This window comes from Devosia sp. Soil_C_22, assembly GCF_057657195.1.
This window is the reverse complement of record NZ_JBDGIY010000001.1, coordinates 1,436,826-1,451,959: the sequence shown is the minus strand read 5'-3', so window position 1 is coordinate 1,451,959 and position 15,134 is coordinate 1,436,826. Positions and strand designations below refer to the sequence as shown.

16 protein-coding genes and 1 pseudogene are annotated in these 15,134 nt (G+C 65.3%); 5 read left to right on the top strand and 12 right to left on the bottom strand.

The features are described 5' to 3' along the window. The first annotated feature begins 259 nt into the window (after nucleotides 1-259). Complete coding sequence (locus AC3A6I_RS06900; RefSeq protein WP_487542870.1) at nucleotides 260-1,486, top strand: L,D-transpeptidase family protein; 1,227 nt, start codon at nucleotides 260-262, stop codon at nucleotides 1,484-1,486. 4 nt (nucleotides 1,487-1,490) lie between these two features. After that, nucleotides 1,491-1,727 carry a DUF6898 family protein gene (locus tag AC3A6I_RS06895; RefSeq protein ID WP_487542868.1) on the top strand — a complete coding sequence of 79 codons (237 nt, stop codon included), beginning with the start codon at nucleotides 1,491-1,493 and terminating at the stop codon, nucleotides 1,725-1,727. Between the two features lie 194 nt (nucleotides 1,728-1,921). Here AC3A6I_RS06895 and recO read toward each other — a convergent pair whose 3' ends face one another. From recO to rpoZ, 9 genes and pseudogenes are all read right to left on the bottom strand, one after another. Further along, nucleotides 1,922-2,632 carry a DNA repair protein RecO gene (gene recO, locus AC3A6I_RS06890; protein WP_487542866.1) on the bottom strand — a complete coding sequence of 237 codons (711 nt, stop codon included), beginning with the start codon at nucleotides 2,630-2,632 and terminating at the stop codon, nucleotides 1,922-1,924. Between the two features lie 7 nt (nucleotides 2,633-2,639). Beyond that, a complete protein-coding gene (locus AC3A6I_RS06885; RefSeq protein ID WP_487542865.1) occupies nucleotides 2,640-3,266 on the bottom strand; it encodes a Pr6Pr family membrane protein in 627 nt (208 codons plus the stop codon). Next, nucleotides 3,263-4,207 (bottom strand): GTPase Era, encoded by a 945-nt coding sequence (gene era / locus AC3A6I_RS06880; protein WP_487542863.1) that lies wholly within the window; start codon nucleotides 4,205-4,207, stop codon nucleotides 3,263-3,265. The genes AC3A6I_RS06885 and era overlap by 4 nt, the downstream gene beginning before the upstream one ends. Continuing rightward, nucleotides 4,204-4,908: a ribonuclease III gene (gene rnc, locus AC3A6I_RS06875; RefSeq protein ID WP_487542861.1), complete on the bottom strand. Its 705-nt coding sequence runs from the start codon at nucleotides 4,906-4,908 to the stop codon at nucleotides 4,204-4,206. Before rnc ends, era begins: the two co-directional genes overlap by 4 nt. Then, a complete protein-coding gene (gene lepB, locus AC3A6I_RS06870; RefSeq protein WP_487542859.1) occupies nucleotides 4,908-5,672 on the bottom strand; it encodes a signal peptidase I in 765 nt (254 codons plus the stop codon). Before lepB ends, rnc begins: the two co-directional genes overlap by 1 nt. A gap of 30 nt (nucleotides 5,673-5,702) precedes the next feature. Further along, complete coding sequence (gene acpS, locus AC3A6I_RS06865; protein ID WP_487542857.1) at nucleotides 5,703-6,122, bottom strand: holo-ACP synthase; 420 nt, start codon at nucleotides 6,120-6,122, stop codon at nucleotides 5,703-5,705. A gap of 148 nt (nucleotides 6,123-6,270) precedes the next feature. After that, nucleotides 6,271-6,393, bottom strand: a pseudogene (locus AC3A6I_RS06860) (orotate phosphoribosyltransferase); the annotation flags it as partial. Continuing rightward, entirely contained in the window at nucleotides 6,390-8,663 is a 2,274-nt protein-coding gene (locus AC3A6I_RS06855; RefSeq protein ID WP_487542855.1) for a RelA/SpoT family protein, read from the bottom strand. The pseudogene AC3A6I_RS06860 and the gene AC3A6I_RS06855, both read right to left, overlap by 4 nt. A gap of 236 nt (nucleotides 8,664-8,899) precedes the next feature. Further along, nucleotides 8,900-9,268, bottom strand: a complete 369-nt coding sequence (rpoZ, locus tag AC3A6I_RS06850; protein ID WP_487542853.1) for a DNA-directed RNA polymerase subunit omega — start codon at nucleotides 9,266-9,268, stop codon at nucleotides 8,900-8,902. Between the two features lie 351 nt (nucleotides 9,269-9,619). Here rpoZ and AC3A6I_RS06845 point away from each other — a divergent pair, with 351 nt between their 5' ends. Next, nucleotides 9,620-10,225, top strand: coding sequence for a LabA-like NYN domain-containing protein (locus AC3A6I_RS06845; protein ID WP_487542851.1), 606 nt, complete (start codon nucleotides 9,620-9,622; stop codon nucleotides 10,223-10,225). 73 nt (nucleotides 10,226-10,298) lie between these two features. Beyond that, on the top strand, nucleotides 10,299-10,934 hold the full coding sequence (locus AC3A6I_RS06840) for a uracil-DNA glycosylase (protein ID WP_487542849.1): 636 nt from the start codon (nucleotides 10,299-10,301) through the stop codon (nucleotides 10,932-10,934). Between the two features lie 6 nt (nucleotides 10,935-10,940). Here AC3A6I_RS06840 and AC3A6I_RS06835 read toward each other — a convergent pair whose 3' ends face one another. Genes AC3A6I_RS06835 through dapA form a run of 3 tightly spaced genes read right to left on the bottom strand, consistent with a single transcriptional unit; the run spans nucleotide 10,941 to nucleotide 12,566 of the window. After that, nucleotides 10,941-11,150 carry a hypothetical protein gene (locus AC3A6I_RS06835; RefSeq protein ID WP_487542847.1) on the bottom strand — a complete coding sequence of 70 codons (210 nt, stop codon included), beginning with the start codon at nucleotides 11,148-11,150 and terminating at the stop codon, nucleotides 10,941-10,943. Between the two features lie 8 nt (nucleotides 11,151-11,158). Next, complete coding sequence (smpB, locus tag AC3A6I_RS06830; protein ID WP_487542845.1) at nucleotides 11,159-11,641, bottom strand: SsrA-binding protein SmpB; 483 nt, start codon at nucleotides 11,639-11,641, stop codon at nucleotides 11,159-11,161. Nucleotides 11,642-11,687: 46 nt separating this feature from the next. Further along, entirely contained in the window at nucleotides 11,688-12,566 is an 879-nt protein-coding gene (dapA, locus tag AC3A6I_RS06825) for a 4-hydroxy-tetrahydrodipicolinate synthase (protein ID WP_487542843.1), read from the bottom strand. Nucleotides 12,567-12,914: 348 nt separating this feature from the next. Between dapA and AC3A6I_RS06820 the strand changes: the two genes are divergently transcribed. Then, entirely contained in the window at nucleotides 12,915-15,101 is a 2,187-nt protein-coding gene (locus AC3A6I_RS06820; RefSeq protein ID WP_487542841.1) for a lytic transglycosylase domain-containing protein, read from the top strand. Nucleotides 15,102-15,134 lie beyond the last annotated feature (33 nt).

Below are 15,134 nucleotides of genomic sequence, written 5' to 3'. Positions count from 1 at the left end.
ACAACCGACCTGAAGAGCGCCGGCCTTAAGCCGGCGTTTCTTATTTATGCCCAAAACCTAGCTATGCATCGCGACAATTGCAGGCCGGCCCCTCGGTGACTGCAAGCTCCATGTGTACGTGTGTAACACGGGTTGGGCGGTTCACAGCTGTTTGACCTGATTGGTTGCATGCCGGAGCCGATGTATTGAGGGGCAGACCCCTGAGATGCTGACTTCTGGTGACTTGATGCGGCTTACGAGACGAAATCTCCTGACCTCCATGGCAACGGTCGGCGCCGGGCTGGCCATGCCGTCCATCGTGCGCGCCCAAGGTTTCTGGGACAACTGGAACAAGGAAAAGGCGCTCAACAGCGTCGATCGCGACGGCAACACCAATGCCGCCAAGGCCCTGGTCGACACGATCGAGCCGATCCTGAGCTACGACACCTCGTATAACCTGCAGCTCGCGATCCAGAATTACGAGGCCTTCGTCGCCGCCAATGGCAGCTGGGAGATGCCGACCCGCGAAACCTTCGGGCTGCAGCTGGGCGACTCGCGCCGCGCCGTGGCGCTGCTCAAGCGCCGGCTGATGATCAACGGCGACATGCCGCTCGAAAAGAAGGTCGACGACGAGTTCGATGCGGCGCTCGATGCCGCCGTGCGCCTGTTCCAGGCGCGCCACGGCCTCGTTATCCACGGCAAGGTCGACGAAGCGACCTTCTACGCGCTGTCGGTGCCGGCGGATTACCGGCTCAACCAGCTCCGCCTCAATGCCCAGCGCATCGAGCAGTGGGCCTCGGCCCTGTCGGACCGCTATGTGGTCGTGAACATCCCGGCGGCGACGGTCGAGGCGGTCGAGGGTGCACAGGTGGTGCAGCGCCACAACTCGGTGGTCGGCAAGGTCGACCGCGCGACGCCGATCCTCAACTCCAAGATCTTCCAGGTGAAGTTCAATCCTTACTGGACGGTGCCCAAGAGCATCATCGAGAAGGACATGATCAAGTACATGAACGAGGATCCCGAGTACCTGACCAAGTTCAACATCCGGATTTTCGACGGCAAGGGCAACGAGATCCCGCCCTCGTCGATCAACTGGCAGACCACGGAAGCGGTGAAATACACCTTCCGGCAGGACCCGGGAGGCGAGAACTCGATGGGCCACTGCAAGATCGACTTCTACAACAAGTACGACGTGTACATGCACGACACGCCGCAGAAGGCGCTGTTCGGCGAGAATGCCCGCTTCCATTCCTCGGGCTGCATGCGCTGCGAGAATATCGAGGAACTGGTGGCCTGGCTGCTGCGCGACAATGGCGGCGGCTGGACCCCGCAGAGCGTGCTGGACGCCTGGGCCCAGGGCATGCGCGAGGACATCAAGCTCGACGTGCAGGTACCGATCCACACGACCTACATCACGGCCTGGGCCAACCGGCAGGGCACGGTGAGCTTCCGCGACGACGTCTATCAGTTCGACGCGGCGGGCACGGTCACCTTCGCCGAGGGCTGATGCGATGGCCGGACACGACGACAAAAGTCAGTCCGGCCGCATCTTTTTCGAATTCACCCAGGTCGGCCAGCAGATGCGGGTCGCCGCGATCGACGAGGCGACCGGCACCGAAGTGGTGGCCATCGCCCCGCTGAGCGCGACACCACAGCAGATGCAGCAACTGGCGCTGGGCAAGTTGCGGCGGAAGCTCGGGGTGGAAGAGCCGGTGATCAAGCCGCCGGTGGTGGGAAAGTGGGCGTAGGAGCCTTGGCTCCGGATGTGTGTTGCCACCCCCACCCACCCGCTTCGCGGGTCCCCCCTCCCCACAAGGGGGAGGGAGGCCCGACTGATGGCTTCGGTTCTTGCGCGATTTCCCTCCCCTTGATGGGGAGGGTAGTGCAGCTTGGCAGCTTGCTGCCTAGCGGAGCTGGGTGGGGTGGGCCAAGTGCTCCGACCCTAACCCACCAAACCAACGAACATCTCCCTCACCGCCGGCGGATCGATCTGGCGCGGCATCCAGACGTGCAGGTCGAGGAAGTGGCCGGTGAGCCGGAAGGCATCGGCGACATCGTCGGGGCTGGCTTCGGCGTCGGCGATGAGGAAGGCCGGCAGGCGCAGCAGGCGGGAGAGATAGGGCTCGGCGGCGGCGCGGCTCACCGCCCGGCCCGTCTTGGGCGAGACGTGGGTGAGGTCGGTGGTCGTGCCAGTGGCGGCGCAGGTGGTGAGGTCGAGGCCGAAGCCGAGTTCCTCGAGCAGCGACAGCTCGAAGCGGGCGACGGCGACGGCCAGGTCGAGCTGGCCGCCGTCGAAATCGAGGATGCGCTCGGCCAGCGCCAGCAGCCGGTCGTGCGGATCGCGTTCGGGCAGCAGGCGCAGGTGCTCGTTGACCAGTTGGCTGGCGTAGAGCTTGCCGCGGTCGGCCATCAGCGCGGCGGCGCGGCCCTCGAGCAGTTCGAGCATGAAGGTGCCGAGGTGATCCTCGAGGCGGGCGCGCCAGGTCACCTGCACGGTGTTGCCGGGCTGGAGCGTCGCGGCGAGCTTGGTGCTGCGACCGCCGCGGATCAGCCCGAGCTGGCGGCCACGGCCGGCGACCATCACCTCGGCGATGACGCTGGTCTCGCCATGCCGGCGCACGCCGATGATCAGGCCCTCACCGCTCCACTGCATCGTCGCCTCAGCGCGCGCCCAGGCGGCGATCGAGCCAGACCAACGCGGCGCCGACGGCGAGAAAGCCGATGGCGATGAGCACGACGTTGATCGTCACCTGCAGCGCGCCGAGCTTGCCCAAGTCGATGAACGGATAGGCGTAGCGGGCCTCGATGCCTCCGCGCACCAGTGCGTAGACGAGGTAGGCCACCGGGAACGCCGCCCAGAGCAGCGGATCGGTGTAGCGCAGCCGGCCCTTGGGCGTGAACAGCAGCCAGAAGATCGGTGCGGCGATCGGGGTGACCTGGTGCAGCAGGACGTTGGCGATGGCCGAGCCGGAGGTGAGATCGACGAGGCCGCGCAGCAGCAGCTCGTAGACCACGCCGACCAGCACGATGGCGAGCACCGTGCCGGCGACGAAGCGCGGCTTGATGTTCGCCCCCAGCGCGATCAGCCCGAAGACCACCGCCACCAGCACGTTGCAGAGGATGGTGAAATAGCCGGCCAGCGCCCAGATCGACTGGGGGAGCGAGCCGCTGGTGCTCAGGTTGGCCTCGAGGAAGAGCCAGATGCCCGCCACTGCGACGAGCGCGATCAGGCCGGCAAACACCCGGGCGATGGCGGTCGAGGGTCGGTCAACCGCCAGGGAGCTCATTTGGTCCACTCCAGTCCCATTTCGCGGTAGCGCTCGGGGTCATCGCCCCATTTCTCGCGCACTTTGACGAACAGGAACAGGTGGACGGGCACCTCGAAGATCTCCATCAGCTCCTTGCGGCTGTCGGCGCCGATCGCCTTGATGGTCTGGCCCCCGGCGCCGAGGATGATCTTCTTGTGCGTGTCGCGCGTGACGTAGATCACCTGGTCGATGCGGTAGGAGCCATCCTTGTTGATGGTGAACTTCTCGCCCTCGACGGTGGCGTTGTAGGGGATTTCGTCGTGGATGCGCAGGAACAGCTTTTCGCGCGTCACCTCGGCGGCGGTGAGCTGCAGCGTCAGGTCGGTGAGCTGGTCCTCGGGGAAGTGCCAGGGGCCGAGCGGGATGCGTTCGAGGGCCCAGTCGAGGAAGTCCTGCACACCGCTGCCGGTCGAGGCGGAGACCATGAAGGTCTGCTCGAACTTCAGCCGGGCGTTGAGGTCCTCGGCCAGCGCCAGCAGCTTTTCGCGCTTGATCAGATCGATCTTGTTGAGCACCAGCACCTTGGGATGCGGCACCTTGTCGAGACCATCGAGCAGCGCCTCGATCTCCGGGGTCACGCCCTTTTCGGCATCGATGATGAAAGCGACGAGGTCGGCGTCCCCTGCCCCGGTCCAGGCGGCTTCGACCATGGCGCGGTCGAGCCGGCGCTTGGGCGCGAAGATGCCGGGGGTGTCGATGAAGACGATCTGCCCGTCGCCCTCGGTGACGACGCCGCGGATCATGGCGCGGGTGGTCTGCGCCTTGTGGGTGACGATCGACACCTTGGTGCCGACCAGCGCGTTGAGCAAAGTCGACTTGCCGGCATTGGGCGCCCCAACGATGGCGACGAAACCGCAGCGGGTGTTCTCGTTCGGCACCGGCAGCTCGGCTGCCTCGGGCATCTCGTTCTTGTCGCTCATAGCGTTTGCCGCCAGACTTTCTCGCGGATGAGGAAGGCCTCCGCCGCCTTGTGCTCGGCCAGCTTCTTGGAGGGGCCCGAGGCGGTGATCGTCTCGAAGGCGCCGAGCTGGACGGCGATGGTGAATTGGGGGGCATGATCGGGGCCGGTGCGCTCGATCTCGGCATAGACGGGCGGTTCGAGCCCCCTGCCCTGCGCCCATTCCTGCAGCGTGGTCTTGGGGTCGGCGCGGGTGGTGCCGGACTGGTCGAGATGCTCGCTGAACAGCCGCTCGACGATCTCGTAGGCCTTGCCGAGCCCGCCATCGCAGAAGATGGCGCCGATCACCGCCTCGGTGACGTCGCCCAGGATGGCGTCCTTGTTGGCGCCGCCGGTGCGGGCTTCGCTCTCGCCCAGGTTCATCTCCGAGCCGATATCGAGCTCGCGGGCGATGGCGGCGCAGGTTTCCTTGCGCACCAGGGTGTTGAGCGAGCGGGACAGCTCGCCCTCGTTGGCCTTGGGGAAGCGGCGGTAAAGCATGTCGGCGACCACGAGCCCGAGCACGCGATCGCCGAGGAATTCGAGGCGCTGGTAGGAGCGCTCCACCCGCTTGCCGGGCGAGACAGCGCTTGAGTGCGTCAGGGCGCGGTCGAGCAGGTCGGGGTCGGCGAAATGATACCCCAACCGGGCCTGCAGCTTTTCGTGTCCGCGCCGCCCAACCATCAGTTCACGAACTGGAACATGCGGTCCCAGCGCACGTTGGCGGGCCATTCCCACAGCTGCCAGGGCGGCAGGTTGTTCTTGATCGAGAAGAAGCGCACCTCGGCCTTGCCGATCAGCTGGTCGTTGGAGACGTAGCCCACCTGGGTCAGCACGCGGCTGTCGGCCGAGCGGTCACGGTTGTCGCCCATCATGAAATAGTGGCCGGCCGGCACGGTGTAGACGGCCGTGTTGTCGAGCTGCTGGTCGTCGCTGATCTCCTGGATCACGTGCTTGACCCCGTTGGGCAGCGTCTCCTCGTAAACGGTTACCGGCACGGTGTTCATGGAACTGTCGGTGTCCTGCGCGGTGCCGATCTGCACGCGCTCGACCATCTGATCGTTGATGTAGAGCCGGCCCGCCTTCATCTGGATGCGGTCGCCCGGCATGCCGATGACGCGCTTGATATAGTCCTCGTTGGTGATGTTGTGGAACACCGCCACATCGCCGCGCTGCGGCTCGCCGATGGCGAGGAAGCGGCCGTTGAACGGCAGCTCCACCGGGAAGGAGTGGCGCGAGAAGCCCCAGGCCCACTTGTTGGCGAGGAAATAGTCGCCGATCATCAGCGTCTGCTGCATCGAGCCGGTCGGGATCGAGAAGGGCTGGTAGAGGAAGGTACGGAAGAGCAAGGCAATGATCAGCGCCTCGATGATGACGACGATCGTCTCGAGCAGCTCGTTCTTCTTCTTGCCGGCTTTGGCCTCGGCCTTGGACATCGATTGGCTCATTGGGTTGCCTTCAGGGGCGCGGGGCCACGGTTACGAAAGGGCGGCGGGCTGGTCAACCGGCAGCGCCTCGATGATGACAAAGGCCTGGGCCATGCCGCCATCGTCGGTGATGGTGAGGTGGATATGAGGCTTCATCCCGGCCGGGACAAGGCGCTCCAGCACCCGGGCCGCACCATTGGTGAGTTTCATCGTCGGCTTGCCCGAGGGGAGATTCACCACGCCCATGTCGCGCCAATAAACGCCGAAACTAAGGCCGGTTCCGAGGGCCTTGCTACACGCTTCCTTGGCCGCGAAACGCTTGGCGTAAGAGGCGGCGCGCTGCGCTCGGCGGTCGGATTTCGCCCGCTCGATCTCGGTGAAGCAGCGATGGGTGAAGCGCTCGCCGTATTTATCGAGCACCTGCTGCACGCGGGAGATGTCGCACAAGTCGTTGCCGAGGCCGATGATCATGATGCGCGCTCCGGCCTCTCCATGATCCTCCCATGCTTCGCAGGGTCCCCCTCCCCCGCTGCGCAGGGGAGGATCACCGCCAGCTCCGTGCCCACCATTATTGCACCCCCCGCAAGCCCATGTGGCGCACCGCCTCATAGCCGGGCTCTTCGGCCTTTTCGGGATACATGAACACCCGGGCCTTCGGCGAGCGCAGGCCCGACGACAGGAAATGGCCTTCGCGCAGCGCGCCGCTGTCGCGGAACAGGTCCAGTACCTCTTCGGTGGTCACGCGGGTTCCTCTTCTTTGGCGGGCGCGGTCCATTCGAGCCGATCGAGGGCCCGCGCCTCGGCGATCGTCGCACGCTGCACGTCCGAGATGCCGGTCGCGAGCTTCAATGAATTGAGCACATCGGTGAGCTGCGCCAGGTCCCGCACTTCGATCTGGAAGATGAAGCGGTGGAAGTCCGGCGATTCCATACGCATCACCAGATTATGGATGTTGGCCTCGCAGGCGGCAATGACGGTGGAGATCTGCGCCAGCGAGCCGGGCTTGTTCTGCGCGTGCATCGAGATCACGCACATATGCTCGCGATCCTCGCGTCCCACGATGTCCCAGCGCACATCGACCCAGGCAACATCGGTATCGTAGAGCGAAACCAGCGCCTCTGAGTGGATCGGATAGATTCGGATCGGCCTGTCCGGCTCGAGGATGCCGACCAGCCGGTCGCCGGGCACCACGCCTTCGGGAGAGACTTCCACCGCGGTGTTGAAATCGAGCTGCGCCTGCGCCGCCCGGGCGCGCGGGCCGGAGCGCGGATTGCCGGGCACGCGGAAGCGGAACAGGTCCGTAGCGCGCAGCGCGAACCAGCCCTCGGCCTTGTCGGGCACGGGCAGGTCGAGCTTCTTGCGCCGCCGCTTGATGCCTTTGACGTCGAGCACGGCGACATCGAGATCCTCGGAGGAGATGCGCCCCTCGCCCAGCGACACCATCAGCTCGCGCTTGCCCGGCTGGCTCAGGGCCTCGGCCAGCTGCTTGAACTCGGCATCATCGAGCAGCACGCCCTCGCGCTCGAGCAGCATGGACAGCATGTGCTCGCCGAGCGCATGCGCCCGCTGCTGCTGCTGCTGTCGCACGGCGCGGCGGATGGCAGAGCGCGCCTTGCCGGTGGCCGCGATGGTCTCCCAGTTGGACGGCGGCAGGTGGTTCTGGTCGCGGATGATCTCGACTTCGTCGCCCGAGCGGAGCTGGGTCACCAGCGGCACGATCTGGCCGTTGATCTTGGCGCCCACCGCGGTGTCGCCGATGTCGGTATGCAGCGCATAGGCGAAATCGATCGGCGTGGCGCCACGCGGCAGCGCGATCAGTCGGCCGCGCGGGGTGAAGCAGAATACCTGGTCCTGGAACAGCTCGAGCTTGGTGTATTCGAGGAAGTCCGAATTGGACGAACCCTCGGTCAGGTGCTCGATGGTCGAGCGCAGCCAGACAAAGGCCTTGGATTCGTTCTCGATCTTGTGGATGTCGGTCGCGCCCTCCTTGTAGAGCGCGTGGGCGGCGATGCCGAGCTCGGCGACGCGGTGCATATCCTCGGTGCGGATCTGCAGCTCGGCGCGCTGCCGCCCTACCCCCACGATGGTGGTGTGGATCGAGCGATAGTCGTTGTGCTTGGGGACCGAGATATAGTCCTTGAACCGCCCCGGCACGACCTTCCAGTTGGTGTGCACGATGCCGAGCGCCCGATAGCAATCGGGGATGGATGCGACGATGACGCGGAAGCCGATCATGTCGGACAGCTGCTCGAGCGCGATCTGCTTGCGCTCGATCTTGGTGAAGATCGACCAGGGCGATTTCACCCGCGCGGTCACGCGCGCCTCGATGCCCTCGCCCTTCAGCTTCTCGGCCAGCTCGGTCTTGATCGTCGCGATGGTGTCGGCGAACTCGGCCTTCATCTCGCCGAGACGCTCGGTGATGGCCTTGTAGTGCTCGGGCTGCAGGTGCTTGAAGGCGAGATCCTCGAGCTCCTGGCGCATGCCCTGCATGCCCATGCGGCCGGCGAGCGGCGCATAGATGTCCATGGTCTCGGTGGCGATGCGCTTACGCTTGTCCTCGCGCATGAAATCGAGGGTGCGCATGTTGTGCAGGCGGTCGGCCAGCTTGACCAGCAGCACCCGCACATCGGCGGAAATGGCGAGCAGCAGCTTGCGCAGGTTTTCGGCCTGCGCTTCCTCGCGCGTCACCAGCTGCAGGCGATCGATCTTGGTCAGCCCATCGACGATCGAGCCGATCTCGGGCCCGAACATCTGGTCGATCTCGGCACGGGTGGCGTCAGTGTCCTCGATGGTGTCGTGCAGCAGCGCCACCGCGATCGAGGCGTCGTCGAGCTTCAGCTCGGTGAGGATGGCCGCCACTTCGAGCGGATGGGCGAAGTACGGGTCGCCGGAGGCGCGCTTCTGCGTGCCATGCTTCTGCATGGCATAGACATAGGCCTTGTTGAGCAGCGCCTCGTCGGTATGCGGGTTGTAGGCCTGCACCCGCTCGACGAGTTCGTACTGACGCATCATAGGGTTGCCGCACTCCCGGGCGGCGCTCGCAAGCCGGATTTTCCGCAAACGAAAAGGCGCCGAACGAGATGCCCGACGCCTTTGAACAATATATGCGAGATGCGGAGTGGCGCAATCGCGCCAAACCGCTCATGTCGCTCGTCGCTACACTTCGAACGCGCAGGCTGTCGTCTGCGAACCCCTCATCCAGCGCTTCGCGCCACCTTCTCCCGCAAGGGCAGAAGGAAAAGAGGGCATCAGTCGTCGCGGCGCTCGGGCGGAGCCAGGCTCTCGATGCCGCGCAGCAGCTCGTCTTCGGTCATGGTGTCGAAGGTGTCGCTGTCCTCGTCGGCATTGGCGTCGAGCAGCGGAGCGGCGTGCTTTTCGGGCTCGTCGACTTCGACATATTTCTGCATCGAGTGGATCAGGTCCTCGTGCAGGTCTTCGGGGGAGATGGCGCCGTCGCCAATCTCGCGCAGCGCGACAACGGGGTTCTTGTCGTTGTCGCGGCTCACGGTGATCGACGAGCCGGCGGCGATCATGCGGGCGCGATGAGCGGCCATCAGGATCAGGTCAAAACGATTGTTGACCTTCTCAATACAGTCTTCGACGGTGACGCGGGCCACGTACGTCTCCAGCTTGTGGTGGGATCAAGCGGCCCGCATACAGCAGATGGTGCGCCGGTGCAAGGATTTCGGTCCTTCGCCGCACGGGCTGCAGAATTTGTCACAGCTCGATGACAGTGCGCAACTGCCGGTTCTCCATTGGGAAACAAGGCCTTGGATGCCGAAATTCGCTATCGCCGAGCTCCGGGGCGCAAAAAATGGTGATTGCAATTCTTGCCGATTAAGCGCGTATTCCGAACTTAGATGGTGCGAACGCCATAAATCGGCTGCCGGGGCACGCTAGCGGTCACCACTTCGGATTTTGATGCCGGGCAGCCTGAGAGGCCGGCCGCTCCGGTCAGGAGAACAACCATGTCCATCGATCCGCGCGAAAAGGTCGTATTGTTTATCGACGGCGCGAATCTCTATGCGACCAGCAAGGCGATCGGCATCGACATCGATTACCGCCGGCTGCTCGCGGAGTTTCAGGCCAAGGCCTACCTGCTGCGTGCCTATTACTACACGGCGCTCGTCGAGGACCAGGAATACTCGTCCATCCGGCCGCTGATCGACTGGCTCGACTATAATGGCTTCACCGTGGTCACCAAACCGGCCAAGGAGTTCACCGACGCGGCCGGCCGGCGCAAGATCAAGGGCAACATGGACATCGAGCTCACCGTCGATGCCCTCGAGATGAGCCAGTATTACGATCATTTCGTGCTGTTCTCGGGCGACGGCGATTTCACCGCGCTGGTCGCGGCGCTGCAGCGCAAGGGCAAGCGCGTCACCGTGGTTTCGACGCTGACCACCGCGACCCCGATGATCTCGGACGAATTGCGCCGGCAGGCCGACTTCTTCCTCGATGTCGCCGAGCTCGCCAAGACCGTGGGCCGTATCCCGCCGGTCGATCGCAGCCATGCGGGCGAGCGCGTGGCGGTGGAGCGGCCGATGGCCACGGCGGAGCCCAAGGGCAGCTGACGCCCCTTGAGCATTCGGCCTTTGCCTGAAACAAGGGGACTCATCCTCCCCTTTCGTCGCGCTTCGGTTCACATTGCTCGAGACCAATCCCCCGCACGATTGCCCGCGTTGTCCGCGGCTGGTCGGCTTCCGCCACGACAACCAGCGCGCCTATCCGGATTTCTTCAACGCCCCCGTCCCCAACTGGGGCGATGCCGAGCCGGGGCTGATGATCGTCGGGCTGGCGCCCGGGCTCAAGGGCGCCAACCGCACCGGCCGGCCGTTCACCGGCGACTATGCTGGCGACCTGCTCTACGCCACGCTGGAGAAATTCGGCCTTGCCACCGGGCACTACAAACAGCGGCCGGATGACGGGCTCGAACTGCAGGGCGTGCTGATCGCCAACGCCGTACGCTGCGTGCCGCCGCAGAACAAACCGACGCCCGAGGAGATCAAGACCTGCCGGGTGTTTCTCGCCAACTCGATCGCCGTGCACAAGCCGCGCGCTTTCCTCGCGCTCGGACGGATCGCGCATGACTCGCTGCTGACGACGCTGGGCGAGCGCAAGGTGAGCTTCCCGTTCGTGCATGGCGCCGAGCATCGGCTCACCGGCGGCGCGACGCTGTTCGATAGCTACCACTGCTCGCGCTACAACACGAATACGGGCGTGCTGACGACGGCGATGTTCGAGGATGTGGTCGGGCGGGCGGCCGAGGCGATCGGGCGGTAGCCTTGCCTATCGAGGGGCCTCGACCTCGGCCTGCTGCAGCTCGGCGGCGAGGCCGCGGACAGCCTTGACGGCTTCTGCGTCGACGGCGTCCAGAGCGGTGCCATAGGGCACTTCAAGGCCCAGGCGCTTGGTCGGATCGTCGGACCAGACGTAGGAGACGAAGGACTTCTTCGCCTGCAGGTCGTGGGACAGATTAGTTACAACCAGCTTTGCCATGGCATTCCCTACCCGTGTTTCAGCAGCCGCGACTTCTCGCGGTTCCAATCGCGGTTCTTCTCGGTTTCGCGCTTGTCGAAGCTCTTCTTGCCCTTGCCGACGCCGATCAGGAGCTTGGCCCTGCCCTGCTCGTTGAAATAGAGCTTCAGCGGCACGATGGTATTGCCGGCGCGCTCGACATCCTGGCTCAGCTTGGCGAGCTGCTTCTTGTTGACCAGCAGCTTGCGTGGCCGCTTCTCCTCGTGGTTGAAGCGGTTGGCCTGCAGGTATTCCGGGATGTGGGCGTTGATGAGCCACAGCTCGCCGCGCTCGGGCGAGGCGTAGCTCTCGGTGATCTGGGCCTTGCCCTGGCGCAGCGACTTGACCTCGGTGCCGGTCAGCATGATGCCGGCCTCGAGGGTGTCGAGGATCTCGTAGTCGAAACGGGCCCGGCGGTTTTCCGCTACGGGCCCGACCGAAATGGTCGCGGGCTTTCCAGGTGCTTTTGCCATGGCTGTTACTTAGTGGCAGTACGCCCCAAACGCAAAGCTCCGCGGCTCAGTTCAACAGGCCGGCATGCTTGAGGGCGAAATCGATCGCTTCCTCGTTCGCCTTGCTGATCGGCACGACCGGCAGGCGGAACTCGTTGCGGCAGCGGCCGAGGCGCGACACCGCGTATTTGATGCCGCCCGGATTGTTCTCGAGGAACAGGCTCTTGTGCAGATGCACGAGCTTGTCCTGCAGCTCCAGCGCTTCGGCATAATTGCCCTGCTGGCAGGCATTCTGGAACAGGGCGCAGAGGCGCGGGGCGACGTTCGAGGTCACCGAGATGCAGCCATGGCCGCCATGGGCGTTAAAGCCGAGCGCCGTCATGTCCTCGCCCGAGAGGAGGATGAACTCGGCGCCGAGCCGGGCGCGCTGCATCGAGGCGCGCTCCATGTTGGCGGTGGCATCCTTGACGCCGGCGATGTTGGGATGCGCCTCGCGCAGCCGGACGATGGTATCGACGGTGAGGTCGACCACGGTACGGCCCGGCACCGAATAGAGGATGATGGGCAGGCTGGTCGCCGCGGCCACGGCGGAGAAGTGCTGAAACATCCCCTCCTGGGTCGGCTTGTTGTAGTAGGGCACGACCGACAGCACGGCGTCAGCGCCGACCTGTTCGGCAAAACGGGCGAGCGACACGGCCTCGGCGGTGGAGTTCGAGCCGGCGCCGGCGATGATCGGCACGCGCTTGCTGGCCACCTCGACCGCGATCTCGATGACGCGGCGATGCTCCTCGTGCGTCACGGTCGGGCTTTCGCCAGTGGTGCCGACGGGGACCAGTCCGTGCGAGCCCTCGTTGATCTGCCAATCCACGAACTGCTCGAAGCCTTTCTCGTCCAGCGCGCCGTTCGCGAACGGAGTGATGAGCGCTGTGATCGAGCCTCGCAACATTTCGGGGAGTTCCTCTGGACGAAAATGCCGCCCTGCGGGCGGTCGCTGTTGGGTCTTGCCGGGCCTGCAGCCCGAATGTGGCCACAACCGGTTCATCGGCTCGCCACAGTCGCGCACCATAGTTTTTCTCGTGCGACGCGACAAGCAAGCTGTCGAGCGAGGGCGCGGCGCACACCCACAAGGACCGCGTGGCTAACCAAACATTCACGGGCGTCGTGCATTTTTGGTTAGCGGCAAGGGGTGGGGGCACCTTGTTGGACTGTGCGAAGCAGCTCGCATGAGCTGCTTCATTCTCTGCGTATCGCGCTTCCCGGGCGGAAGCGCCCTGGGACCAACAGGACGTTAGCCATGGTTGTTGTGCGAGGCCGCCGCGGCCTAGCCATCGGCGCTGTCGCCATCGCAGCGGTCGCCGCCGTTCCGTTGTCGGGATTGTTCGACCGCGCCCATGACGAGCCCACCACTGCCGTGGTGAGCAAGCCGGCAGTTGCGGCGACACCAGCCGCGCCGGCGGCCGTGCGCCCGCCGGTTGCCCCGGCCCAGAGCTCGCTGACCGCCGTGCAGGCGATCACCGCCGCCATCGATCCGCTGACCACCGCCTCGGTCGAAACCTCGGCCTATGCGGAGGGCACGGACCGCACCCTGAGCCTCGAGCCGGCCAAGGGCTCGGCTGCGTTCAAGGCGGCGCTGCAGCTGCTCGACGGTGGCGACCAGGCCGCCGCCTATGAAGCCGCCCGCAACATTCCCGACCCGGTCGAACGCCGTGCCATCCAGTGGGCCGCGATCTGGTTCGGCAACGGCGCCGTCCCCGCCGCATCGGTGCGGCGCTACATTGCCGACGCCCCCGATTTCGCCAAGGACACCGTGTTCAAGACCCGCCTCGAACAGGCGCTGGTGAAGGAGAAGGCTCCGGGCGCCACCGTCATCGAGACGCTGGGCGGGGCGATGCCCAACACCATCGGTGCACAGATGGCATTGGCCGATGCCTACATCGCCGATGGCCAGGCCGAGCGCGCCAGCGCGATCGTGCGCGCCATCTGGACGGAGAATTTCCTCGACCGGGCGACCGAGTCCCGCATGCTCGACAAATATGGCGAGCTGCTCGACCGCGCGGCGCATTGGGATCGTGCCGTGCACCTGATGATGCATGATCGCGCGCAGGGCGTCGAACGGCTGATGAAATATCTGTCGCCGGCGCAGAAATCGCTGGCGATCGCCCGCAACGCCACCTCGCGCAACGCCAAGGACGCCAAGAAGCTGCTGGACGAGGTCGATCCGTCGATGAGGTCGAACCCGGTCTACCTGTTCAGCCGGGCCCAGCGTGCCCGCCAGTTCGAGCTCTGGGACGACGCCATTGCCTGGCTCGACAAGGCCAAGGGCGACGTGCCCGATGCCGCCGAATTTGGCTATGAGCGCCGGGCGTTGACGCGCCAGCTGCTGGCGCAGGGCGAAGCGAAGCGTGCCTATGCCACCTCCGCCGGCTACACCGAAGGCTCCGAAGGCCGGGTGGTGGAGGCGCAGTTCCACGCCGGCTGGATCGCGCTTGCCTTCCTCGACGATGCCAAGGCGGCGGCGGCGCATTTCGAGCTGATGGCGCAGCACTCCACCCTGCCCGACACGATCACGCAGTCCAGTTTCTGGCTTGGCCGCACGCGCGAGGCGCTCGGCGACGAGGCCGGCGCCAAGCTCGCCTACGAGAAGGCCGCCAAGTTCGGCACCGTCTACTATGGCCAACTCGCCCGCGCCGCGCTCGGCATGAAATCGGTCGAGCTGCGCGAAATGCCCGAGTGGGAGACGAGCGCATCGATCTTCGAGGCACGCGAGCCCATCAGGGCCATCCGCCTGCTGGCCGACAACGGCCACAAGGATCTGGCTCTCCCCCTGCTCCGCAGCTTCGCGCCGCAGCTGACCGAGGGCGCCGACATGCTGCAGGCCTCGCAACTGGCGGATACGCTGGGATCGCACCAGCTCGCCATCTCGATCGCCGAGACGGCGGAGCGCCGCGGCGTGCCACTCGATCCGCTGAGCTTTCCGAGCGACAGCCTGCCGACGACGAAACTCGCCGCGATGGACCACGCCGCAATCTTTGCCATCAGCCGGCAGGAGAGCCGCTTCCAGCTCGACGCCGTCTCCTCGGCCGGCGCGCGCGGCCTGATGCAGCTGATGCCCGGCACCGCCAAGGAAACCGCCGGCAAGCTGGGCCTCGACTATTCCAAGTCGCGCCTGACGACCGATGCCGAGTATAATGCGCTGCTCGGCTCGACCTATCTCAAGGCCCAGCTCGAACGCTTCGATGGCTCGCTGGTGCTCGCGGCGGCCGCCTACAATGCCGGCGCCGGCAATGCCAACAAGTGGATCCGGGCCTTCGGAGATCCGCGCTCGGACAAGATCGACCCGGTGGTGTGGATCGAGCTGATCCCGGTGCAGGAAACCCGCACCTATGTGAAGCGGGTGCTCGGCAACTATCTCGTCTATCGCGCCCGGCTCGGACAGGACGATCTCAGCATCACCGATGCGCTGAGGAAGATCCCGGTCTAGCGGTTGGCCGCGACCGGGTGGCCTGCTATCGCT